Below are 22,382 nucleotides of genomic sequence, written 5' to 3' on the forward strand. Positions count from 1 at the left end.
TCCCCTCTCCCGCTCGCGGGAGAGGGGCTGGGGGAGAGGGCTGCTTTACCCTGCACCATTTGCGCGCCCCGCCACCCCTGCCTAAAACACCGACCCACCAGTCACTTCCACGCAAAAACCAAAAACGACCCTCACCCTTTCCAATCGCGACCTTTTCCCACTGCGCTGCAACATTTTGTTGCGCCTGGCATGGCCGTTGCGTGATGGCCCCTGTCTTTCTGAACGGTTCACCACTCAGGGCGGGTCCATACATGACTACAACAACACAACTAAAACCCACGCTTGGCACCCTGCATTTATGGGGCATTGCCGTAGGCCTGGTGATTTCCGGCGAGTACTTTGGCTGGAGCTATGGCTGGGGCACCGCTGGCACGTTGGGCTTTCTCGTCACCGCATTGATGGTGGCGGCGATGTACACCTGTTTTATCTTCAGCTTCACCGAACTGACCACCGCCATTCCCCACGCCGGCGGCCCGTTCGCGTACAGCCGTCGTGCCTTCGGCGAGAAGGCAGGCTTGATTGCCGGCCTGGCCACGCTGATCGAGTTCGTGTTCGCGCCACCCGCCATTGCCATGGCCATCGGTGCTTACCTGAACGTGCAGTTCCCGGCACTGGACCCCAAGCACGCTGCCGTCGGCGCGTACTTCGTGTTTATGACCTTGAACATTCTCGGCGTGCGCATCGCCGCCACCTTCGAGCTGGTGGTCACCGTGCTCGCCGTGGCTGAACTGCTGGTGTTTATGGGCGTTGTGGCGCCGGGTTTCAGCTTCAGTAACTTCGTGCTCAACGGCTGGTCTGGCCAGAACGAGTTCAGCGCGGCGTCGATTTCCGGCATCTTCGCGGCCATTCCGTTTGCCATCTGGTTCTTCCTGGCCATCGAAGGCGCGGCCATGGCGGCCGAGGAAGCGAAAGACCCGAAACGCACCATCCCTAAAGCCTATATCAGCGGCATTCTGACCCTGGTTTTCCTCGCCGTGGGCGTGATGATCATGGCCGGTGGCGTGGGCGACTGGACCAAGCTCTCAGGCATCAACGACCCGCTGCCTCAAGCGATGAAAGCCGTGGTCGGGGAAAACTCCGGCTGGATGCACATGCTGGTGTGGATCGGTCTGTTCGGCCTGGTGGCCAGCTTCCACGGCATCATCCTCGGTTACTCCCGTCAGTTCTTCGCCTTGGCCCGCGCCGGCTACTTGCCTAAAGGCCTGGCGAAACTGTCGCGCTTCCAGACGCCGCACCGCGCCATCATCGTCGGCGGCCTGGTGGGCATCGCCGCCATCTACAGCGACGGCCTGATTAACTTGCAGGGCATGAGCCTGACTGCGGCGATGATCACCATGTCGGTGTTCGGCGCCATCGTCATGTACATCATCAGCATGCTCAGCCTGTTCAAGCTGCGTAAATCCGAGCCGAACCTGGAGCGCACTTTCCGCGCGCCGGGCTACCCGATTGTCCCGGGCATTGCCCTGGCGCTGGCGGTGGTGTGCCTGGTGGCGATGGCGTACTTCAACGCCACCATCGGCCTGATCTTCCTGGGCTTTATGGCGGTGGGCTTCGTCTACTTCCAACTCACCGCGACCCAGCGCGCCAACGCGCCCGCCGACGCCATGCTCAACGGCGTCTGATCGCGGTTGTTCACCCTCGTTCGACCTGGGCCCGCATTGCGGGCCCATTCTTTGCAGCGCTCTTTGCAGCAGGAAAAGTGAATCAAGACTCCATCTGCGATGCTCTGACCGACTATGGTTTCAGAACAAAGAACATGGCAAATGGGCTTTTGCAGCCACCAGAAGGAGTGCCTATGGCCAGTTTTTCCCACGCAGTGGGCAACGAAACTTATCGGTTCGACAGCCTCAAGGAAGTGATGGCCAAGGCCAGCCCGGCGCGCTCGGGCGACTACCTGGCCGAAGTCGCTGCCAGCAACGACGGCGAGCGCGTCGCGGCGCAAATGGCGTTGGCCGATATCCCGCTCAAGCACTTTCTCGATGAAGCGCTGATTCCCTATGAACAGGACGAAGTCACCCGCCTGATCATCGACACCCATGACGCCCTGGCCTTCGCGCCTGTCAGCCACTTGACCGTGGGCGGCTTTCGCGACTGGTTGCTGAGCGACCACGCCAACGAGAACAGCCTGCGCGCGCTGGCGCCGGGGCTGACGCCGGAGATGGCAGCGGCGGTGTCTAAAATAATGCGGGTGCAGGATCTGGTGCTGGTGGCGCAGAAGATCCGCGTAGTCACGCAATTTCGCGGCACGCTGGGTTTGCAGGGGCGGTTGTCCACCCGCTTGCAGCCCAACCACCCCACCGACGAGCCCGCCGGTATTGCCGCGAGCATTCTCGACGGCCTGCTGTACGGCAATGGCGACGCCATGATCGGCATCAACCCGGCCACCGACAGCATCGCCTCGATCTGCGCCATGTTGGAAATGCTCGACGCCATCATTCAGCGCTACGAAATTCCCACCCAGGCCTGCGTGCTCACCCACGTCACCACCTCGATCGCCGCCATCGAACGCGGCGTGCCGCTGGACCTGGTGTTCCAGTCCATCGCCGGCACCGAAGCGGCCAACGCCAGTTTCGGCATCAGCCTGAACGTGCTGCAAGAAGGTTACGAAGCGGGGCTGAGCCTCAAGCGCGGCACGCTGGGCAACAACCTGATGTATTTCGAAACCGGCCAGGGCAGCGCGCTGTCGGCCAACGCGCACCACGGCGTCGACCAGCAAACCTGCGAAGCCCGCGCCTACGCGGTGGCGCGGCATTTCAAACCGTTTCTGGTCAACACCGTGGTCGGCTTTATCGGCCCGGAGTATCTGTACAACGGCAAGCAGATCATTCGCGCCGGCCTGGAAGACCACTTCTGCGGCAAGCTGCTGGGCGTGCCGATGGGTTGCGACATTTGCTACACCAACCACGCCGAAGCCGATCAGGACGACATGGACACGCTGCTGACCTTGCTGGGCGTGGCCGGCATCAACTTCATCATGGGCATTCCGGGCTCGGACGACATCATGCTCAATTACCAAACCACCTCGTTTCACGACGCGCTCTACGCCCGGCAAACCCTGGGCCTGCGCCCGGCGCCGGAGTTCGAGGCCTGGCTGCAACGCATGGGCATCTTCACCCAGGCCGATGGCCGCGTGCGCTTCGGCGAACAGCTGCCGCCAGCGTTTCGCCAAGCGTTGGCGCAATTGAATTAATTTCCGCCCCACCTGTAGGAGAGGCTTCAGCGTCGATGCTTGTGCTTTAACAGCATCAAGGCTGAAGCCTCTCCCACAGGTCGCGTAAGGACGAACGATGGAAAACGAAATCACCGGCAGCATCGACAACCCCTGGCAGGAGCTACGCCGCCTCACGCCCGCGCGCATCGCCTTGGGCCGCGCCGGCACCAGCTTGCCAACCACCGCGCAGCTTGATTTCCAATACGCCCACGCCCAGGCCCGCGATGCCGTGCACCTGCCGTTCGACCACGCGGCACTCAGCGCCCAACTGGCCGAGCGCGGGCGCGACACGCTGCTGCTGCACAGCGCCGCCGCCGACCGTCACAGTTACCTCCAACGGCCAGACCTGGGCCGCAAGCTCAACGAAGCGTCTGCGCAGACCTTGCGCGACTATGCCCAGGCCAACCCCGGCGGCGTTGACCTGGGCATAGTCATCGCCGATGGCCTCTCCGCCTTGGCGGTACATCGCCACAGCCTGCCGTTTTTGCAGCGTTTTGAAGAACAGGCGGCGGCCGATAACTGGAGCCTGTCGCCGGTGGTGCTGGTGGAACAGGGACGCGTGGCGGTGGCCGACGAAGTGGGGCAGCTGTTGGGCGCCAAAATGGTGGTGATTCTGATCGGCGAACGTCCGGGTTTGAGCTCGCCCGACAGCCTGGGCCTGTATTTCACCTATGCGCCCAAGGTCGGCTTAACCGACGCGTACCGCAATTGCATTTCCAATGTGCGCCTCGAAGGCCTGAGTTATGGCATGGCGGCCCATCGCCTGCTGTACTTGATGCGTGAGGCGTGTCGGCGGCAGTTGTCTGGCGTGCACCTTAAGGACGAAGCCGAAGTGCACAGCCTGGATTCGGAAAACCCTCAAGACATGCGCCACAACTTCTTACTCGACGCACCGAAGTCATAACCGCCACCGTCAGATTCAAACGCTTGCTTGGATTGCGCTTTCTAGCCACCACAGGCAGCATCTCGGCAACCCTGGCCGTGCCCCGCGCCGCCAGCGCAGCCCTTATTCATTGCAGTCGAGGCCACCATGCGCATTGTCCAAGCCACTCTGGAACACCTGGATCTGTTGACGCCGTTGTTCGTCAAATACCGCGAGTTCTATGGTGAGCTGCCGTTCCCGGACTCCTCGCGCAAATTTCTGGAAGTGCGCCTGCGCCGCAAGGAGTCGGTGATTTACCTGGCCCTGGCGGACGACGAAGACAAGCTGATGGGCTTCTGCCAGCTGTACCCGAGTTACTCGTCGTTGTCGCTCAAGCGCGTGTGGATTCTCAACGACATCTATGTGGCCGAAGACGCGCGCCGGCAGTTGGTGGCGGATCGCCTGCTGCAAACCGCGAAAAAAATGGCCAAAGAAACCAACGCCGTGCGCATGCGTGTGTCCACCAGCAGCAACAACGAGGTGGCGCAGAAGGTGTACGAGTCCATCGGTTTTCGCGAAGACAGCCAATTCAAAAACTACGTGCTGCCGATCAACAGCGACTGACTTAAACCGTTCACACGGCCGCGCTAGGCTCATGCGCGGCGTCAAGCGTGGGGCGCTGCAGCGTCGGGCGCACCAACGCAGGGCAGTGAATTAGGCGGGTTGGCCATCGGTCGTTTCGACAGACATCTGTTGCAACAAACTGCAGCGCGACCCCCAGACCTTGCTCTTATAATGCCGACCGACCTACCGGCTATCGAACGCCAGTGCTCTTTTCCCTCAGCGCAATAGGCGTCATATGGAATTCAACCCGATTGATCTGATTCTGCACCTGGACAATTACTTGGCCGTGCTGGTGGCGAACTATGGCGTGTGGATTTACGCCATTTTGTTCCTGGTTATTTTTTGCGAAACCGGCCTGGTAGTGATGCCGTTTTTGCCAGGCGACTCGCTGCTGTTTATTGCCGGCGCCATGTGCGCCACCGGCAGCATGGACCCGGTGCTACTCGCCGGCCTGCTGATGTTTGCCGCCGTGCTCGGCGACAGCACCAACTATGTGATCGGGCGAAACGTGGGGGAACGACTGTTCAGCAACCCCAAATCGAAAATCTTCCGCCGCGACTACCTGCAACGCACCCACGACTTCTACGACCGCCACGGCGGCAAAACCGTAACGCTGGCGCGCTTCCTGCCCATCGTGCGCACCTTCGCGCCGTTCGTTGCGGGCATCGGCCGTATGCCGTATCTGCGCTTTCTCGGCTTCAGCGCCCTTGGCACCGTGGCGTGGGTCGGCGGTTTGGTGACGCTGGGCTACTTCTTCGGCAACGCGCCGTTTGTGAAAGACAACCTGTCACTGATGATTCTGGTGGTGATCGGCTTGAGCTTGCTGCCCATGGTGATTGGCTGGCTGCACCATCGCCTGCGCCCGGAAACCGCGCCCGACTCGGCCAACTGATCGGCTCGCGCCATGTGGTTTCTTCGCGGCTGGCGTCAGCGCCGCATTCTGCAAAAGCACCCGATCGCGCCCGAAAGCTGGGCGCGGGTGCTGCGGCGGTTGCCGATTCTCGACGGCCTGAGTGACGAAGACATTCAGCGCCTGAAACGTCGCTGCGTATTGTTCATTCACGACAAGCACCTGACCGCGCTGCCCGGCGTCGAGCTTCACGGTGAAGACCGCCTGCACCTCGCCGCCCTCGCCCAATTGCCGTTGCTGCACCTGCCGGACCTCGACTGGTATCAGGGCTTCCATGAAATCGTGTTGTACCCCGGCGACTTCGTCAGCCCGCAGCGCCACCGCGACCCCAACGGCATCGAGCACGAGTGGGACGGCGAGCACAGCGGTGAAGCCTGGCTGCAAGGCCCGGTGATTCTGGCCTGGCCCGGCGTGCTCAGCAGCGGCAACTGGGACGGCTACAACCTGGTGATTCACGAACTGGCGCACAAGCTCGACATGCTCAACGGCGATGCCAACGGCCTGCCGCCACTGCATCGCTCGATGCGCCTGGAAGAATGGTCGAGCGCCATGCAAAGCGCGTACGACGACCTGAACCGGCAACTGGATGACAATCCCGACGCCGAAACCGCCATCGACCCCTACGCGGCCGAAAACCCGGCAGAGTTCTTTGCCGTCACCAGCGAATACTTCTTTAGCGCCCCGGATCTGCTCGTGCAGGCCTACCCGAAGGTGTACGTGCAACTGCAAGCGTTCTACCGGCAAGACCCGCTGGAACGTCTGCGCCGCCTCGAACAGCGCGCCGTTACAGGGCAAAACGAGACCAACGGCTGAGCGGCCAAGCATGGTAACGGCTGGCGAATATGCCTATAATCGCGCCCACTTTTTGGCCGCCACGGCCAAGTTTGATTGGCCAACCAAGGGAAGCGAACCCATGAGCTACAGCAAGATCCCGGCCGGCAAAGACCTGCCGAACGACATCTACGTCGCCATCGAGATTCCGGCCAACCACGCGCCGATCAAATACGAAATCGACAAAGACAGCGACTGCCTGTTCGTCGACCGTTTCATGGCCACCCCCATGTTCTACCCAGCCAACTACGGCTACATCCCCAACACCCTGGCGGATGACGGCGACCCCCTCGACGTATTGGTCGTTACCCCGTACCCAGTTTCCCCAGGCGCAGTGATTCGCGCGCGCCCAGTCGGCGTTCTGCACATGACCGACGAAGCCGGCGGCGACGCCAAACTGATCGCCGTACCGCACGACAAGCTGTCGCAGCTGTATGTCGACATCAAGGAATACACCGACCTGCCCCCGCTGCTGCTTGAGCAAATCAAGCACTTCTTCGAGAACTACAAAGATCTCGAGAAAGGCAAATGGGTCAAGGTTGAAGGCTGGGGCAACGCGGAAGCGGCCCGTGCCGAGATTTTGAAGGCGGTTGCGGCTTACCAAAAATAAGCCAAAGCTTCCACCAAAAAGCCGGCCACAAGCCGGCTTTTTCGTTATTAAGCGATTGGCTGCGCGTCGGCGGGGCTGCGTTGAATAAAACTTTTGAATGCTCATGGGCACCAGCCCACTGCGCTTCAAAAGCTTTATTCGCCTTGCCCCGCTCTAGCTCGCTCAATCTTGAGATGCGTTGCGGCCGCGATTTTTTAAAAGCCAGGGCTCCTTTCTGTAGGAGCGGCTTCAGCCGCGATGCTCTAAGCCGCGCCCCATTCCCTTAAGCAAACACCCCCACTCGCTCCGCATTTTCCTGCGTAGCCGCAAACATGCTCACCGCTTCCACCGCCCCGCTGGCGCCATCGCGGATTTGTACGATTACGGCGCCGGCCTGGTCGGCGAGGGTGACGCCGTGGTTTGCTACTTCCTGGGTCAGGTTCATGCTGGTTACGGCTTCGCGGGTTTCTTTGAGAATCTGCCCGATCAGTTCGGCGATCTCGGCGGTAGAGCCGCTGGTGCGCCCGGCCAGTTGCCGCACTTCGTCGGCCACCACGGCAAAACCTCGGCCCTGATCGCCCGCCCGTGCCGCTTCAATAGCGGCGTTGAGCGCCAGCAGGTTGGTTTGGTCAGCGATGCCGCGAATGGTGTTAACGATGGCGGTGATTTGCTCGGAACGTGCGCCCAGCTGGGTGATGAGTTTGGCCGAAGCGCCGATGTTTTCGGCGATCTGACGCATTTCCCGTGCGGTTTCCTGAATCACTTGCGTGCCGTGTTCGGCGGTTTTTTCTGTCTCGGTGGAGATGTGATAAGCACGCGAGGCGCTGCGGGCGTCGTTCTGTTGTTTTTCCACACGCTCGGTAATGTCGCTGGCGAACTTCACGATTTTGCACAACTTGCCTTCGGCGTCGTACACCGGGTTGTAGGTCGCTTCCAGCCAAACCACACGGCCATGTTTGGCCAATCGTTTGAATTGCCCGCCGCGAATTTCACCGCGATTCAGGCCACGCCACAGCTCGGCATATTCCGCGCTATTGACCAGCGCCGCGTCGCAAAACATTTTGTGCGGCTTGCCGACAATCTCGCCAAGGCCGTAGCCCAGGGTGTGCACGAAGTTTTCGTTGGCGGTCAGAATGTTGCTTTGAAGATCGAACTCTACAATCGCCATTGCCCGGTCAATCGCCACCAACTTGGCGCGCGCATCACGCTCGCGGGTGAGTTTCTCGGTGACGTCCATGGCGTACTTCACCACTTTCAACACACGCCCATCGGCATCCAACACGGGGTTGTAGCTGGCCTCCAACCACACGTTCTGGCCTTTGCTATCAAGGCGCTGAAAGGTGCCTGAAACAAATTCGCCCTTACGCAGCGCGGCCCAGAAATCGGTGTATTGCTTGCTGCCGACATGGGCAGGCGTGCAGAACTCGCGATGCGCTTTGCCCACGACTTGTTCAGCGCGATAACCCATTACGTTAAGAAAGTTCTGATTGGCCCGAATGACCCGGCCGTCCAGATCAAATTCAATCACCGCCATCGAGCGCTCCAGCGCAGCCATCAGTCCTTTGAATCCCTCCACTTCAGCCGTCCTGGCTGTCAGCTCAAGCTTCAAATTCTTGGAAAACATCACATGACCTCATTCATGGAGTCGGACGGCGGCGTAGGGAAAGGATGGCCGGCTGACATCAGCACGACATTATCAAAATACTTGTACAAACCGAATGCCTTCGTACAAGTATTTTGATTGGGGTAGACGAGCGGCATTGAGCGCCTATTGAGGAGCGCTAGAGAAATGCGCGCCGACCTGTGCGAAAACATTACGCACGAAAAGTAGACAGATCGACCGCTCAACGTCGCCGGCTTAGGGTTTAGCCACACCGTTTCGTTGGAGTTCTGATCGTGTGGTTGCTCAACGCAGTCCTAAACAACGCACACATTCTGCTGGCCGTTGCCGCCTTCTTTTGGCTGACGGCGCATTTGGCCTACGGCCCGGCTGAGTAAGTGGGCCCGTTAGTAAAGCCAAGGCTGCAAGGCATCGATATTGGCCACCACAATTTGCTGGGCGCTGGCTTTGCTTTGCACTTTGTTGGCGTCGAGCTGGAAACGCTGAAGCACGTACTGCACCAGCGCGCCACGACTGGCGACACGAAGCTGGCCCTCGTGCATGCCGTAGTCGATTTCGATGATCGCTTTCTGCTCGGCGCTCAGGCGTGAATCCGGTTCGATAATCACGTCGACCTGCGCCGCCCACCCGGCGTCGGACTCAATGCGGTGCTCGGACTCATCCAGCACATCAGGCACGCCGCGCAGGCGGCTCAATACAAAATCGCGGTAGTCGCGGTTCTTCTCGCAATAGGCGCGCACGTGCCAGCGCATTCCGGTGTACACCAAGGTGTGCGGCGCGATCAGGCGCGTCTCGGCGAGCGGATTGGCCAGCGACACGTACTCGCATTCCAAACGCAGCCCCTCACGGCAGGCGCGCAACAGCGGGCGCAGCACCTGCGGGCGTACCGAGCGGTCGGGCACCGTCAGCACTTCGGTATGGGCGTAAGCCAATGCCAGGCCTTCAATGTGAGGCGCGCGTTCGTGGTTCTGGTTGAGCAGGTGCAAGTACGCGCTAGCACTGTCATCAATAAACAGTGGCTTGAACGTTGCGCTGGGCACATAGCCCTTTAGGTGCTTGTCGTAGTCGAGGTTATTCGGCGCGTATTCGCTGAGGTAACTGTTGATATCTTTCGATGCCTGCTGCCGGCTGATGCCAAAGCTTTGCATCAGATGCCCCGTGGTCAGCCGCCCCTCCCACCACGCCACGGTTTCGATCAGGCGATAACGCAGGGCCAGGTCCCAACGGACCTGCTCGATCGATTGCTTGCGTTTCATAGCAGCCTCACAGCGTTGAGCGACGCTGAGTAATTAACATGGATATGTCTTAAATGACTACACATGTGCGCTTGGGTGAAGAAAAGCGAAGCCAAACCTTGGACTTCACCACCTGTTTCCCACAGCCTCTTACGAAATGCCGCCTCGTTTTGCATCCTCGCGCCAGCCAATTGCGCCGATGCGACACCATTTCGGCAGGCAGCCAAATAGCCTCTTAGGCAGTCTTGGCTGCTCTTCCGACGCTATGCTAGGTTGCAGCCTCGCCAGGAAAGTCGCCGCATTCAGCGCACCCTAAGAACAAGAGGACACCCCATGGCCGAGGCAACGCCCGCGCTCGAAATCCGTAATCTGCACAAACGCTACGGCGACCTCGAGGTGCTCAAGGGCATCTCGCTTACCGCCCGTGACGGCGACGTAATCTCGATCCTCGGCTCTTCCGGTTCTGGCAAATCCACTTTTCTGCGCTGCATCAACCTCCTGGAAAACCCACACAAGGGCGAAATTCTGGTGGCCGGCGAAGCGCTTAAGCTCAAAGCGGGTAAGCACGGCGAGCTGGTCGCGGCGGACAACAAGCAGATCAACCGCCTGCGTAGCGAAATTGGCTTTGTGTTCCAGAACTTCAACCTGTGGCCGCACATGACGGTGCTCGACAACATCATCGAGGCGCCACGTCGCGTACTGGGCTTGAGCAAAGCCGAAGCCACCGAAAGAGCCGAAGCGCTGCTGGCCAAAGTGGGCATCGGCGACAAACGCCACGTGTACCCGGCGCAACTGTCCGGCGGCCAACAGCAGCGCGCCGCCATCGCCCGCACCCTGGCCATGCAACCTAAAGTGATTCTGTTCGACGAGCCCACCTCGGCACTCGACCCGGAAATGGTCCAGGAAGTGCTTAACGTTATTCGCGCGCTCGCCGAGGAAGGCCGGACCATGCTGCTGGTCACCCACGAAATGAATTTCGCCCGCCAGGTGTCCAGTGAAGTGGTGTTTCTGCACCAGGGCCTGGTGGAAGAACAAGGATCGCCCGAGCAGGTGTTCAGCAACCCGAACTCGGCGCGCTGCAAGCAATTCATGTCCAGCAATCGCTAACACGGAGCAACAACCCCATGCAGAACTACAAAAAGATACTGCTGGCCGCGGCCGCTACCCTGGCGTTCGGCACTGGTGCCGTCGCCGCTGACAAACTGAAAATAGGCACCGAAGGCGCCTACCCGCCGTTCAACCTGATCGACGCGAGCGGCCAGGTTGGCGGTTTCGACGTAGAAATCGCCCAGGCCTTGTGCGCAAAAATGAAGGCCGAGTGCGAAGTGGTCACCTCCGACTGGGACGGCATCATTCCCGCCCTGAACGCCAAGAAGTTCGACTTCCTGGCCGCCTCCATGTCGATCACCGAAGAGCGTAAAAACGCCGTCGACTTCACCGACGCGTACTACACCAACAAGCTGCAATTCATTGCCGCCAAAGACAAACCGTTCAAAACCGACAAAGCCAGCCTCAAAGGCAAAGTGATCGGTGCCCAGCGCGCCACCATCGCCGGCACCTGGCTGGAAGACAACATGGCTGACGTCGTCGACATTAAACTCTACGACACCCAGGAAAACGCCTACCTTGACCTGGCCTCCGGCCGTGTGGATGGCGTGCTCGCCGACAAATTCGTGAACTGGGAATGGCTGAAAAGCGAAACCGGCAAAGGCTTCGAATTCAAAGGTGACCCAGTCTTCGACAACGACAAAATCGCCATCGCCGTGCGCAAAAAAGACCCGCTGCGCGAGAAGTTGAATGCTGCGCTGAAGGAGATCATTGCGGACGGGACCTATAAGAAGATCAACGACAAATACTTCCCCTTTAGCATCTACTAAGCGGCCTCCTGGCCGTCGGCCATGCTGCGTTGAAACCGCGCCGGGCGTGCTCACGTACCAAAGTAGTTGAAGTGCTTAGGTACGCTGCGCTGCCCGGCGCGATTTCGCCTTGCCTGGCTCTAGTCCAGAAGCCCTCGAATGTTGGGCTCCCTCGCCTCTTCAAAGCAGTAAAAATCGATGATCTTTGATCTTCATGGATTCGGCCCCGCGCTGCTCGCCGGGACACTGATGACCGTCAAGCTGGCACTTAGCGCGCTGTGTTTGGGGCTGGTGCTCGGCCTGCTGGGCGCGCTGGCCAAAACATCCCCGCACAAGCCTTTGCAGTGGCTCGGCGGCACGTATTCGACCCTGGTGCGCGGCATTCCCGAGCTGCTGTGGGTGCTGCTGATTTATTTCGGCACGGTCAATTTAATGCGCAGCATTGGCGAAGCCATTGGCATGGAAAGCCTGGAGCTGAGCGCCTTCGCCGCCGGCACCATTGCCTTGGGCTTGTGCTTCGGTTCGTACGCCACGGAAGTGTTCCGCGGCGCCATTCTGGCGATCCCGCGCGGCCACCGTGAGGCCGGGCAGGCATTGGGCTTGTCCAAGGGCCGCACGTTCTGGCGGATTATCCTTCCGCAGATGTGGCGCATCGCCCTGCCGGGTCTGGGCAACCTCTTCATGATTTTGATGAAAGACACCGCGCTGGTTTCGGTCATCGGCCTGGAAGAGCTGATGCGCCGCTCGCAGATCGCGGTCACGTCCAGCAAAGAACCGTTCACCTTCTTTCTGGTGGCGGCATTCATCTACCTCGGCCTGACGGTGGTCGCCATGACCGCCCTGTATTTCATCGAAAGACGCGCCAGCCGCGGCTTCGCTCGGAGCGCGTGATGGACTGGAACGTAATCATCAAGTACCTGCCGCGCCTGTTCGACGGCGCCATCCTGACGCTGGAGCTGGTCGCCTTTGCCGTGATCGCCGGCCTGATACTCGCGCTGCCCATGGGTATCGCTCGCGCTTCCCGACACTGGTACGTACGCGCCCTGCCCTACGGCTACATTTTCTTCTTTCGCGGTACGCCGCTCTTGGTGCAGTTGTTCCTGGTGTATTACGGCGCCGCGCAATTCGACGTGGTGCGCCAGGGTCCGCTGTGGCCTTACCTGCGCGATCCGTACTGGTGCGCGGTGCTGACCATGACCCTGCATACCGCCGCCTATATTGCCGAGATTCTGCGCGGCGCCATTCAAGCCGTACCGCCGGGCGAAGTGGAAGCGGCGCGGGCGCTGGGCATGTCGCGGGCGCAGGCCATGCTGCACATTATTCTTCCCCGTGCCGCGCGTATCGGCTTGCCGGCCTACAGCAACGAAGTGATCCTGATGCTCAAAGCCAGCGCCCTGGCGAGCACCATCACCCTGCTGGAACTCACCGGGATGGCGCGCACGATCATCGCCCGCACTTACTTGCCGGTAGAGATTTTCTTCGCCGCCGGCCTGTTCTACCTCGCCATCGCCTTCGTGCTGGTGAAGGGTTTCAAACTGCTTGAACACTGGCTGCGCGTCGACGCCACGCAAGGCCGCTAGAATAGGCGCCCGCCCATGCGCCACCTCGGCCATGGGCAATCGCCACCCTCAAGCTGTTCGCCATGACCGACTCCGCCGTACTCACAGGCTCCGCCTTGCTGCAGCGCTTTCAAGCGCTGGACGATTTTCTGCTGCGCCATCAACCGTTCTGGCGACCACGACCGTTTACCCACCTGCAACTGCCGTGGGAGGCGGATCACCCCGAGCTTGCGGCCTGGCTGCGCGGACGTTCACTGGCTGAGGCCGAGGCAGCGCACAACCATCCGCAGCAGCTGCAAGCACCCGCGCCATTCCGCGACTTGGCCGAGCAATCCGCCGCGTTGGCCAGCATCGGCGCGTTACCCACAACGAATCGCGCCGCACTGCCGACACATTTCTCGGTGGATATTCCGGGCCGCAAATGGGAGCAGATTCAAGCCTTCGCCAGTTGCCTGAACTTCGCCGAACCACCGCAGCACTGGCTGGACTGGTGCGCCGGCAAAGGACACCTGGGCCATTTGCTGGCCCTCGACGGCCAGCCTCTTACCTGCCTCGAATACGACGCGGCGCTGGTAGAAGCGGGCGTTCAACTGGCACGTCGCCGCGGCATAAACAGCCAGCACATCGAACAGGACGTGCTCGCCGAAACCGCCGACCGGCACGTTCACCCAGAGCAAACCCCGGTTGCCCTGCATGCTTGCGGCGACCTGCACGTGCGTCTGCTTCGCCTGGCGAGCGACGCCGGCTGCCGGCAACTGGCCGTCGCGCCGTGCTGCTACAACCGCATCGCGGCCACGCACTACCAGGCGTTATCCACAGCGGGCCAGGCTTCGGCATTGCAACTCTCCATCGACGACCTCGGCCTGCCGCTAAGCGAAACCGTCACCGCAGGTGCGCGCGTGCGCCGCCAACGCGACACCTCCATGGCCCGCCGCCTGGCCTTCGACCTGTTGCAACGCGAACTGCGCGCAGCAAACGACTACCTGCCGACACCGTCGCTGCCAGTTGCCTGGCTACACAAAGACTTTGCCGACTACTGCCGCGACCTTGCCCAACTCAAAGCACTGCCCGCTCCCGCCCAGCGCGACTGGAAAGCCCTCGAACAGAAAGGCTGGGCGCGCCTGGCCGAGGTGCGGAATTTGGAACTGGTGCGCGGCCTGTTTCGACGACCGCTCGAGATCTGGCTATTGCTGGACCGCGCCCTGATTTTGCAAGAGCGCGGCTACAGCGTTCACCTCGGACAGTTCTGCGTAGGGCATGTCAGCCCGCGCAACCTGATGCTTCTGGCAGAACGCTAAAAGTTGCCCACACAATCTGTGGATAACTTTGTTGATAGTTTCTGGGCAACCTCGGCAAAGCCCGGTACTACTAGGGCTCGCAAAACGTGATTATTTTTTAATCAGAACTAAAACATCAACAAAACCAGTAAGTTAGCAGCGCTTGTCAAGTACTCACATTAAATTGATCCGCTTGCCCCGCGTCTCATCGCAATTGTGCATAAGCCTATGCTGACACGTTCAAATTCAAGGAAAAAATCACCGTAGATCAGGCCTTTACTCGCCGCTTCTAATGGATATAATGGCGGCCCTGAAATGCCGGTATAGCTCAGCTGGTAGAGCAACTGACTTGTAATCAGTAGGTCCCGGGTTCGATTCCTGGTGCCGGCACCATATAAAAGAAAGGCCTTCGAGAAATCGAAGGCCTTTTTTGTTGCCTGGCGTTTGGCTAACCACGCTGGACGGATACACGCGACAAATCAGTTCCCACTGCTGCGTGTTCAAAAGCCGACAACTGTCCCCTGCGCAATTCCACCGCCTGAATTGCGCTGACCTATGCTCTCGGTGCGCGGCTGTTCAAGCCGCAAATCAGGGAGAAGCCATGCAGATCCTCGCCCTCTTGCTAATCGCGATGTGCGCGCTGAGCGGCTGCGGTGTGGTTAAGGTCGATCGCGAAATGAAGCAGGCCAGGGCGGACATGGTGTTGGTGGCAGGCCATCTGAGTGTTAACGAGTCTGGCCGTAGCGCGCTGGTGGCGCTGCTGGATAGCCAGGGCAAGCTGCTCACTTACCGAATCGCCGCCCCTGGCGAAGATTTCTATTTCACCCAGCCGGTCGGCAGTTATCAGTTGCTCGCTTTTGACGACCGCAATGGCAACTTGGTGCTTGATGCCGACGAGCCCCGTCAATGGCTAACCACCGCCCGCACTTCGCCGCTGCACGTGCAACCGGACGCTGACACGCGTAAGCGGCTGAGCCAGGGCAACGTCGTTCGGCTTACGGCTGGCAGCCTGAGCCAGGCGCCATCGGTGGATTTGAATTTGCAGGTGCTGCACCGCGAGCGCCCGCAGATGCAGCGCAACTACCTGCAGCCGGTGGGTTTTGCTGATCCGCGATTCAGTGCCCAGAGTACGCAGCTGGGCATGTGGCAACCGCTGACGTTTTTACGCGATATCGGTTACGGGCTTTATTTGTTGGCGCCGTGGGATGAGCGTAAGGAGCCGGTGTTTCTGGTACATGGCATTAACTCATCGCCACAGGTCTGGCAGCAGGTCGCCGCCAGCATCGATCAAAATCGCTTTCAGATCGTGCTGTATCACTACCCCGGCGGCCTGCCGCTGAATAACAGCGCCTATCTGCTGAGTGTCGGCATCCGGGATATTCAGCGGCGCTACACCCCATCGCGCATGCACCTAATGGCTCACAGCATGGGCGGTCTGGTGGCTCGGCGGGCGCTGCAAATGCTGGATGAACAGGCCAGCCAATCGGTTTGCCTATTCGTTACGCTGTCGACGCCCTGGGATGGCCATCCCTCTGCGGCCAAGGGCCTTGAAAACGTGCCGTTGGAAGTTCCGGTGTGGAAAGACATGGCGCCCGGCAGCCCGTATTTGCAGCAGCTATTCGCCACCCCGTTGCCCGCTCACATTCGCCAGTGGCTGTTGGTCAGCTACGGCGGTAATCGCCGCCTGCTGCCAGAGCCCAATGACGGCGTGGTGCCGCTCGCGAGCGAGTTGCGCAACGCGGCTCAGGACGAAGCGACCCATGTGTATTTATTGAATGAAGATCACGTCAGCATTTTGCACAGCCGACGCACCCGCGAGCTGCTCGGCCGTGCCTGGCAGCAGTTGCCCAAGCGGGGGTGCGCGCCGCCCGGGCAGCGATGACGAAGATTTGCAACTAAGCTCCTGCCGTCGGAGCGACATCGCGCGTGGTCGCTCCCCTGTGGACGAGGAAGCCGTGCAATGGACAGTTCGCCTAAACCGTTCCAACCGGCCACCGTTCTGGTGGTCGACGATACGCCCGACAACCTGATGCTGATGACCGAGCTGCTTAAAGACCATTACCGGGTTAAAGCGGCCAACAGCGGCGAAAAAGCGTTGCGAATCTTGCAGGCTGACCCGCTGCCCGATCTGATTCTGCTCGACATCATGATGCCCGGGCTATCGGGTCATCAGGTCGCGCACCAGCTGCAACAGACGCCGCGCACCCGCGACATTCCGATCATCTTCCTCACGGCCTTGGCCTCTCTGGCCGATGAGATTCAGGGCCTGGAACTGGGGGCGGTGGACTACATCACCAAGCCGATCAGCCCACCGCTGGTAATGGCCCGCGTTGAAGCCCAACTCAAGATCAAGGCGGCGGCGGATTTCCTGCGCGATCAGAACGACTTTCTGGAGCAAGAAGTTCAGCGCCGCACCCGCGAAGTGGCGGCCATTCAAGACGTCACCATTCAGGCCATGGCCTCGCTGGCGGAAACCCGCGACAACGAAACCGGCAACCATATTCGCCGTACCCAGCACTACATCAAGCTGCTGGCTGGGCTGTTGCGAGACCACGTGCGCTTTCGCCACTTCCTCACCGACGAAACCATCGAACTGCTGTTCAAATCGGCACCGCTGCATGACATCGGCAAGATCGGCATTCCCGACCATATTCTGCTCAAGCCAGGGCGGTTTACCGAACAAGAGTTCGAGATCATGAAAACCCACACCACCTTGGGACGTGACGCGATTCAGCACGCGGAGGATCAGTTGGGCATCTCGGTGGACTTCCTCAAGCTGGCCAAAGAGATTGCCTATGGTCATCAGGAGAAATGGGACGGCAGTGGTTATCCCGAAGGCCTGGCGGCCGACGACATTCCTATCAGCGCGCGGATGATGGCGGTCGCCGATGTCTACGACGCGTTGATCAGCCGGCGCGTGTACAAACCCGGCATGCCCCACGAGCAAGCCGTGGAACTCATTCGCCAGGGACGCGGCTCGCATTTCGACCCGGACATCTGCGATGCCTTTTTAGGTTGCCCCGAGCGGTTTCGCGCGATCGCCGAGCGTTTCTCCGACACCGAATTGGATATGGCCAAGCAACGCGCTGCGATGGAGCACATTGCCGAGGAACCGTAAGCCCGAGTGCTCGCTGTGGGTTGCGCATGGATCACTAAGGAAGCGTCATGGCCAAATTGTTCGCGTTGCTGGAGCGTCAGCCCCTACTGCACAAGCTGGTGCTCAGCTTTGCGGCGTTGCTCCTACTGGTGTTGGTGCTGGGGGTACAGAGCCTGCGTACCCAGGAGTCGCTCAAGCGCGAAATGCAGAAGTTGTATCGCCAGGATCTGGTGGGCTTCCAGCAACTGCTCGAGGCGCGCGTGCAACTGCCCCACCAGATCCATGCCTTGCAGCGAGCGGTGGCGACCAACAGCGGTGAGGTGCGCATCGCGGCGGTCGCGCAGTTGAATTCTTCCCAGCAGCGTATGCAACAAGCTCTGGCCCAGGCGCGCCCCACCCTGCGCGTGCAAAACAGCCTGGTACGTCTGGCCGAATTCGAAGTGCTGTTCGGACGCCTCAAGCGCGACGGCGACCAAGCGCTGGACCTGGCCGGCCGAGGCTACCAGGGCCAAGCCCTGACGCTGATCAGCAGCGGCGAATTTCAGGCCATGGTGCAGAACGCCGACGCGCTGCTCCATGACCTTGCCGATACCAAAGAAACTTTTATCCATGACACCGCCATGGACATCGCCGACTTCGCCCAGCGCAGCACTGTGAACACCTATGTGCTGCTGGTGGGCGGGCTGACCCTGGCGCTGCTGCTGTCATGGTTAGCCAGCCGCTCGATTCGCCAGCCGCTGAACCGCGTGCGCACGGCGGTAGATGAGTTGGCCGAAGGACGGCTGGATCGTTATATCCCTCACACCGACTTCCAAAACGAGACCGGCGACCTGGCGCGGGCGATTGCTAAGCTGCAGACCGAATCGCAGCAACTCGAACGCCAGCGTTGGGTGAAAGCCCACACCTCGGCCCTGCAAGTGGACCTGCAACAGGCCGAAACCCCTGAACAGCTGGCGCAGGCTTTTTTTGCCCACATCGCGCCGCAACTCGACATGTGCCAGGGCGCGTTGTACGCCTTGTACGAAGGCTCGCCGCGCCTGCATTTGCTTGGCGGTTACGCAGTGGACAGCGCCCACCCGCTGCCCGCTGAATTGGCCCTTGGCGAAGGACTGCTAGGTCAGTGCGCGCTGGATCAGCAACCGCGTCAGCTCAGTGACTTGCCCGAAGCGTTCTGGCATGTGCGCGCACAACTGGGCGCCACGCCGGCGAGCCATTTGCTGGTGCAGCCGGTGCTGCGCGGCGAGCGTTTGCTGGGGGTGTTGGAGATGGCCGGATTTCGCCCGTTGCAAGAACACCAGACACTGCTGCTGCACGAAGTGCTGCCACGACTGGCCGGCGCCATCGCCATTATTGAGCGCAGCGAAGCGGCCAAAACGCTGCTGCAAGAAACCCGGCGCCAGGCTGATGAAATGGGCGCCCAGGCCCTGCAACTGGAGCGTCAGGCACAGGCGCTGGAGGCCCAGCAGGTGGCCCTGCGTGCCACCGAAGCCTGGTACCGCGGCATTATCGAAGCCGCGCCCGATGGCATGCTGATCGTCGGCGCAGACGGCTGCATCTTGATGAGCAATCCGCAACTGGACGCCCTGTTCGGTTATCTGCCGGGCGAACTGATTGGCTCGAGTATCGAGCGCTTGGTGCCGCCCGGTATCCGCGAACGGCACGTGAGCCTGCGCGATGGCTTTATCGCCGGCGGCGGAACCCGGCAGATGGGCGGCGAGGCAGAAGACCTGCGAGGTGTGCGCAAAGACGGAAGTCTGTTCTCGGTGGAGATCGGCCTGTCGCATTTGCCACGGCTGGAGGGCCGCGGCGTTTGCGTGTGCGCCTCGGTGCGCGACGTTAGCGAACGGCGGGCCATGGAAAGCAAACTGCGCATTGCCAGCGAACGTCTCAACCTGGCGCAGGAGGCCGGCGACATCGGCCTGTTCGACGTCGACCTTATCAGCGGCAGCAACTACTGGACGCCGCAGCTGGAAAAAATGTTCGGCCTCGAACCCGGCGAATTCGGCGGTTCGCTGGAGCACTGGCGGGCGCTGGTCCACCCCGATGACGTGGCCTACGCCAGCAGCGTGTTCGACAGCGCCGTGCAAAGCGGCAGCGACCGCGCCGAGTTTGATTTCCGCATCGTGCGCAAAAACGATGGCGCGGTGTGCACCTTCAGGTCGCTCAGCCGCTTCACCCGCGCCGCGGACGGCACACCGGTGCGCGCCACCGGCGTCAATATCGATGTCACGGCACTCGTCCAGGCGCGCGCCGTAGCCGAAGAAGCCACGCAGGCCAAGAGCGAATTCCTGGCCAACATGAGCCACGAAATCCGCACGCCGATGAACGCCATTATCGGCATGAGCCACCTGGCCCTACGGACCGAACTGGACAACCGCCAGCGCAACTACATCGAGAAAGTCCATCGCTCGGCGCAAAACCTGCTGGGCATCATTAACGACATCCTCGACTTTTCCAAAATCGAGGCCGGCAAGATGGGCCTCGAGTTGATTCCCTTCCGACTGGAGGACGTGCTCGACAGCTTCGCCAGCATGGTCGGCCTCAAAGCGGAGGACAAAGGGTTGGAATTGCTTTTCCGCACGCCACCCGACCTGCCCACGGCGCTGGTGGGCGACCCTCTGCGCCTGGGACAGGTGCTGCTTAACCTGGGCAACAACGCGAGCAAATTTACCGAGCAGGGTGAAATCGTGGTCAGTGTCGAGCGGGTCGGCGGCGACCAGCAGCACGCACAGTTGCTGTTCTCGGTACGCGACAGCGGTATCGGCATGAGCGAGGAACAGTGCGCGCGCCTGTTCCAGTCGTTCAGCCAGGCCGACAGCTCGATCACCCGCAAATACGGCGGCACGGGCTTGGGGCTGGCCATTTCCAAAAGCCTCGTGGAATTGATGGACGGTGAAATCTGGGTAGAAAGCGAGCTGGGCAGCGGCTCGACTTTCTATTTCCGTGTCACCCTGGGCCTCGGCGATGTACAGCCGCGGCGAATGTTCACCGTCGACGAACTGCTGGGCGTGCGCGTGCTGGTGGTAGATGACAACGCCAGCGCGCGCGAAATCCTGTCCGGCATGGCCAGCGGTTTCGGCGTCGAGGTGGACGTGGCGGAAAGCGGCCGCGCAGCGCTGCGCTTGCTGACCGACAACCAGCAAAAACACCTGAGCTACGACTTGGTGCTAATGGACTGGCGCATGCCCGGCATGGACGGCGTCGAAACCGTGCGGCAGATGCACGAGGCCAATCTGCCGCACACGCCGTCGGTAATCATGGTCACCGCCTTTGGCCGCGAAGAGGTGCGCGAACAGGCCGAACGCCGCGGCGTGGAATTGCCGCAAGTGCTGACCAAACCGGTCACCCCCTCGACCTTGCTAGAGGCCATCGGGATTGCGCTTGGACGCGGCGTGCCGAGCGACAGCCGCGCTGGCGAGCGCGTCGAGGAAAGCACCCAGGCCATCACCAGTCTGCGTGGTGCCCGGGTGTTGTTGGTGGAAGACAACGAACTGAACCGCGAGCTGGCCATCGAGCTTCTGGAGGACGCCGGTATAGAAGTGTGTCTGGCGTTTGACGGCCAGCAGGCCCTGGATTGGCTGGCCGAGCATGACGATGTCGACGGTGTGTTGATGGACTGCCAGATGCCGGTGATGGACGGGTACACCGCGACGCAGCGAATACGCGAGCAAACCCGGTTTGCCGATTTGCCGGTATTGGCAATGACCGCCAACGCCATGGACGGCGACCGCGAGCAGGCGCTGGCCAGTGGCATGAACGATCACATTTCCAAGCCACTCAATGTCGCGGCCATGTTCGCGACCTTGGCCAAATGGATTCGCCCGGCAGCCCAACGCGCGGTGCCGGCGGTGAACCTTGCCCCGCCCTCGACCCAGAGCTTGCCAGCGCAGTTGCCCGGCATCGACATGGCCGCCGGTTTGGCCACCTGCGTCGGCAAGACAGAGCTGTACCTGCGCCTGCTGCGTAAATTCCGCACCAGCCAGGCAGATTTTCACGGCGATTTCCTGGCCGCCTGCGCCAGTGCAGATGCCACCGCGCCGGCGCGGGTTGCGCACACCTTGCGCGGCACCGCCGGCAACATCGGCGCCAAACACGTCGCCAATGCGGCGGCAGCGCTGGAGCGCGCCAGCTTAAGCGGGGCGATGGAACAACTGCCGAAACTGCTGGAGGACGTGGACCACCACTTGGCCCCAGTGCTGGCCGGCCTGGCTGTTCTGGGAGAGGCGCAAACAGTCCAGCTGTCGACCGTGGCCGAGACACTGAGCGATGAGTTGCTCGCGCAACTGGCGACCGTGCGCCGCTTGCTAGCCGAAAGCGACACCGCCGTGCTGGCCGCCCTACGCCGCCTGCAAAGCCAGACCACCGACACCGCTGTAGCCAACCACCTGCTGCGCATCGCCCGGTACACCGAACAATTCGAATTCGACGAAGCGCTGCAGGTAATGCAAGAGCTGGAGGCCAGCGTGAATGCCAGGCTTGCTCAGGCATGACCTGAAGACGTCACGCGCTCGCCGCGCTCATTCGTACGTCAGCGCATCCCAAGTTCCGGACAGTGTGTTTAGCTACGTCAACCGTTTGTGGCTTGAAGATCGTGGAGGGTTGCGAATGGAAGTTAACGGCCAGGAGCGGTCGTTTAGAGTAGAAAAATAAGTCTGTCCCCTTTTCGCTCCACTTTTCGCTCCCATCACCTACTTAGGAAGTTTGGTTCGC

The 22,382-nt window shown here is 60.9% G+C and carries 17 protein-coding genes, 1 tRNA gene and 1 pseudogene; 16 read left to right on the top strand and 3 right to left on the bottom strand.

The annotated features are described in order from the left end of the window. The first annotated feature begins 251 nt into the window (after positions 1-251). The 7 genes from eat (at position 252) to ppa (ending at position 7,048) form a co-directional block, all read left to right on the top strand. Entirely contained in the window at positions 252-1,622 is a 1,371-nt protein-coding gene (gene eat / locus ACZZ0Q_RS20485) for an ethanolamine permease (protein WP_463540977.1), read from the top strand. Between the two features lie 173 nt (positions 1,623-1,795). Beyond that, positions 1,796-3,190: an ethanolamine ammonia-lyase subunit EutB gene (locus ACZZ0Q_RS20490; protein WP_463540976.1), complete on the top strand. Its 1,395-nt coding sequence runs from the start codon at positions 1,796-1,798 to the stop codon at positions 3,188-3,190. 97 nt (positions 3,191-3,287) lie between these two features. After that, a complete protein-coding gene (eutC, locus tag ACZZ0Q_RS20495; RefSeq protein ID WP_463540975.1) occupies positions 3,288-4,115 on the top strand; it encodes an ethanolamine ammonia-lyase subunit EutC in 828 nt (275 codons plus the stop codon). A gap of 126 nt (positions 4,116-4,241) precedes the next feature. Further along, positions 4,242-4,697, top strand: a complete 456-nt coding sequence (locus tag ACZZ0Q_RS20500) for a GNAT family N-acetyltransferase (RefSeq protein ID WP_122453926.1) — start codon at positions 4,242-4,244, stop codon at positions 4,695-4,697. Positions 4,698-4,932: 235 nt separating this feature from the next. Further along, positions 4,933-5,589 carry a DedA family protein gene (locus tag ACZZ0Q_RS20505; RefSeq protein WP_463381596.1) on the top strand — a complete coding sequence of 219 codons (657 nt, stop codon included), beginning with the start codon at positions 4,933-4,935 and terminating at the stop codon, positions 5,587-5,589. Between the two features lie 12 nt (positions 5,590-5,601). Then, entirely contained in the window at positions 5,602-6,420 is an 819-nt protein-coding gene (locus ACZZ0Q_RS20510; RefSeq protein ID WP_463540974.1) for a M90 family metallopeptidase, read from the top strand. A 100-nt stretch (positions 6,421-6,520) separates the two neighbouring features. Next, positions 6,521-7,048: an inorganic diphosphatase gene (gene ppa / locus ACZZ0Q_RS20515; RefSeq protein WP_122453923.1), complete on the top strand. Its 528-nt coding sequence runs from the start codon at positions 6,521-6,523 to the stop codon at positions 7,046-7,048. Positions 7,049-7,310: 262 nt separating this feature from the next. Here ppa and ACZZ0Q_RS20520 read toward each other — a convergent pair whose 3' ends face one another. From ACZZ0Q_RS20520 to ACZZ0Q_RS20530, 3 genes and pseudogenes are all read right to left on the bottom strand, one after another. After that, positions 7,311-7,880 carry a methyl-accepting chemotaxis protein gene (locus ACZZ0Q_RS20520; protein ID WP_463561042.1) on the bottom strand — a complete coding sequence of 190 codons (570 nt, stop codon included), beginning with the start codon at positions 7,878-7,880 and terminating at the stop codon, positions 7,311-7,313. Continuing rightward, positions 7,878-8,651, bottom strand: a pseudogene (locus ACZZ0Q_RS20525) (PAS domain-containing protein); the annotation flags it as partial. The gene ACZZ0Q_RS20520 and the pseudogene ACZZ0Q_RS20525, both read right to left, overlap by 3 nt. Positions 8,652-9,034: 383 nt before the next feature. After that, positions 9,035-9,904 (bottom strand): helix-turn-helix transcriptional regulator, encoded by an 870-nt coding sequence (locus tag ACZZ0Q_RS20530; RefSeq protein WP_463540973.1) that lies wholly within the window; start codon positions 9,902-9,904, stop codon positions 9,035-9,037. A gap of 312 nt (positions 9,905-10,216) precedes the next feature. Here ACZZ0Q_RS20530 and ACZZ0Q_RS20535 point away from each other — a divergent pair, with 312 nt between their 5' ends. The 9 genes from ACZZ0Q_RS20535 to ACZZ0Q_RS20575 all read left to right on the top strand — a co-directional run bounded on the left by ACZZ0Q_RS20535 (position 10,217) and on the right by ACZZ0Q_RS20575 (position 22,162). Then, the gene (locus tag ACZZ0Q_RS20535; RefSeq protein ID WP_122493474.1) at positions 10,217-10,990 is read left to right on the top strand and encodes an ABC transporter ATP-binding protein; all 774 of its coding nucleotides are present in this window, start codon (positions 10,217-10,219) and stop codon (positions 10,988-10,990) included. 17 nt (positions 10,991-11,007) lie between these two features. Continuing rightward, positions 11,008-11,760, top strand: a complete 753-nt coding sequence (locus tag ACZZ0Q_RS20540; RefSeq protein WP_463536209.1) for an ABC transporter substrate-binding protein — start codon at positions 11,008-11,010, stop codon at positions 11,758-11,760. 177 nt (positions 11,761-11,937) lie between these two features. Further along, positions 11,938-12,630 (top strand): ABC transporter permease, encoded by a 693-nt coding sequence (locus tag ACZZ0Q_RS20545; protein ID WP_463540972.1) that lies wholly within the window; start codon positions 11,938-11,940, stop codon positions 12,628-12,630. Continuing rightward, positions 12,630-13,319, top strand: coding sequence for an ABC transporter permease (locus ACZZ0Q_RS20550; protein ID WP_463384625.1), 690 nt, complete (start codon positions 12,630-12,632; stop codon positions 13,317-13,319). Before ACZZ0Q_RS20545 ends, ACZZ0Q_RS20550 begins: the two co-directional genes overlap by 1 nt. Before the next feature lie 62 nt (positions 13,320-13,381). After that, positions 13,382-14,596 carry a methyltransferase gene (locus ACZZ0Q_RS20555; protein ID WP_463540971.1) on the top strand — a complete coding sequence of 405 codons (1,215 nt, stop codon included), beginning with the start codon at positions 13,382-13,384 and terminating at the stop codon, positions 14,594-14,596. A gap of 296 nt (positions 14,597-14,892) precedes the next feature. Continuing rightward, a tRNA-Thr gene (locus ACZZ0Q_RS20560) sits at positions 14,893-14,968 on the top strand. A gap of 208 nt (positions 14,969-15,176) precedes the next feature. Next, positions 15,177-16,457: an esterase/lipase family protein gene (locus tag ACZZ0Q_RS20565; RefSeq protein ID WP_463560886.1), complete on the top strand. Its 1,281-nt coding sequence runs from the start codon at positions 15,177-15,179 to the stop codon at positions 16,455-16,457. Between the two features lie 78 nt (positions 16,458-16,535). Next, on the top strand, positions 16,536-17,693 hold the full coding sequence (locus tag ACZZ0Q_RS20570) for a response regulator (RefSeq protein ID WP_463540969.1): 1,158 nt from the start codon (positions 16,536-16,538) through the stop codon (positions 17,691-17,693). Between the two features lie 47 nt (positions 17,694-17,740). Continuing rightward, positions 17,741-22,162 (top strand): response regulator, encoded by a 4,422-nt coding sequence (locus ACZZ0Q_RS20575; protein ID WP_463560887.1) that lies wholly within the window; start codon positions 17,741-17,743, stop codon positions 22,160-22,162. The last annotated feature ends 220 nt before the right edge of the window (positions 22,163-22,382 follow it).

The organism is Pseudomonas sp. AC070, from assembly GCF_979258635.1.

Excerpts from the sequence above, each read along its gene's own strand:
- eat (WP_463540977.1), top strand. The coding sequence starts at position 252 with ATGACTACAACAACACAACTAAAACCCACGCTTGGCACCCTGCATTTA.
- ACZZ0Q_RS20490 (WP_463540976.1), top strand. The coding sequence starts at position 1,796 with ATGGCCAGTTTTTCCCACGCAGTGGGCAACGAAACTTATCGGTTCGAC.
- eutC (WP_463540975.1), top strand. The coding sequence starts at position 3,288 with ATGGAAAACGAAATCACCGGCAGCATCGACAACCCCTGGCAGGAGCTA.
- ACZZ0Q_RS20500 (WP_122453926.1), top strand. The coding sequence starts at position 4,242 with ATGCGCATTGTCCAAGCCACTCTGGAACACCTGGATCTGTTGACGCCG.
- ACZZ0Q_RS20505 (WP_463381596.1), top strand. The coding sequence starts at position 4,933 with ATGGAATTCAACCCGATTGATCTGATTCTGCACCTGGACAATTACTTG.
- ACZZ0Q_RS20510 (WP_463540974.1), top strand. The coding sequence starts at position 5,602 with ATGTGGTTTCTTCGCGGCTGGCGTCAGCGCCGCATTCTGCAAAAGCAC.
- ppa (WP_122453923.1), top strand. The coding sequence starts at position 6,521 with ATGAGCTACAGCAAGATCCCGGCCGGCAAAGACCTGCCGAACGACATC.
- ACZZ0Q_RS20530 (WP_463540973.1), bottom strand. The coding sequence starts at position 9,904 with ATGAAACGCAAGCAATCGATCGAGCAGGTCCGTTGGGACCTGGCCCTG.
- ACZZ0Q_RS20535 (WP_122493474.1), top strand. The coding sequence starts at position 10,217 with ATGGCCGAGGCAACGCCCGCGCTCGAAATCCGTAATCTGCACAAACGC.
- ACZZ0Q_RS20540 (WP_463536209.1), top strand. The coding sequence starts at position 11,008 with ATGCAGAACTACAAAAAGATACTGCTGGCCGCGGCCGCTACCCTGGCG.
- ACZZ0Q_RS20545 (WP_463540972.1), top strand. The coding sequence starts at position 11,938 with ATGATCTTTGATCTTCATGGATTCGGCCCCGCGCTGCTCGCCGGGACA.
- ACZZ0Q_RS20550 (WP_463384625.1), top strand. The coding sequence starts at position 12,630 with ATGGACTGGAACGTAATCATCAAGTACCTGCCGCGCCTGTTCGACGGC.
- ACZZ0Q_RS20555 (WP_463540971.1), top strand. The coding sequence starts at position 13,382 with ATGACCGACTCCGCCGTACTCACAGGCTCCGCCTTGCTGCAGCGCTTT.
- ACZZ0Q_RS20565 (WP_463560886.1), top strand. The coding sequence starts at position 15,177 with ATGCAGATCCTCGCCCTCTTGCTAATCGCGATGTGCGCGCTGAGCGGC.
- ACZZ0Q_RS20570 (WP_463540969.1), top strand. The coding sequence starts at position 16,536 with ATGGACAGTTCGCCTAAACCGTTCCAACCGGCCACCGTTCTGGTGGTC.
- ACZZ0Q_RS20575 (WP_463560887.1), top strand. The coding sequence starts at position 17,741 with ATGGCCAAATTGTTCGCGTTGCTGGAGCGTCAGCCCCTACTGCACAAG.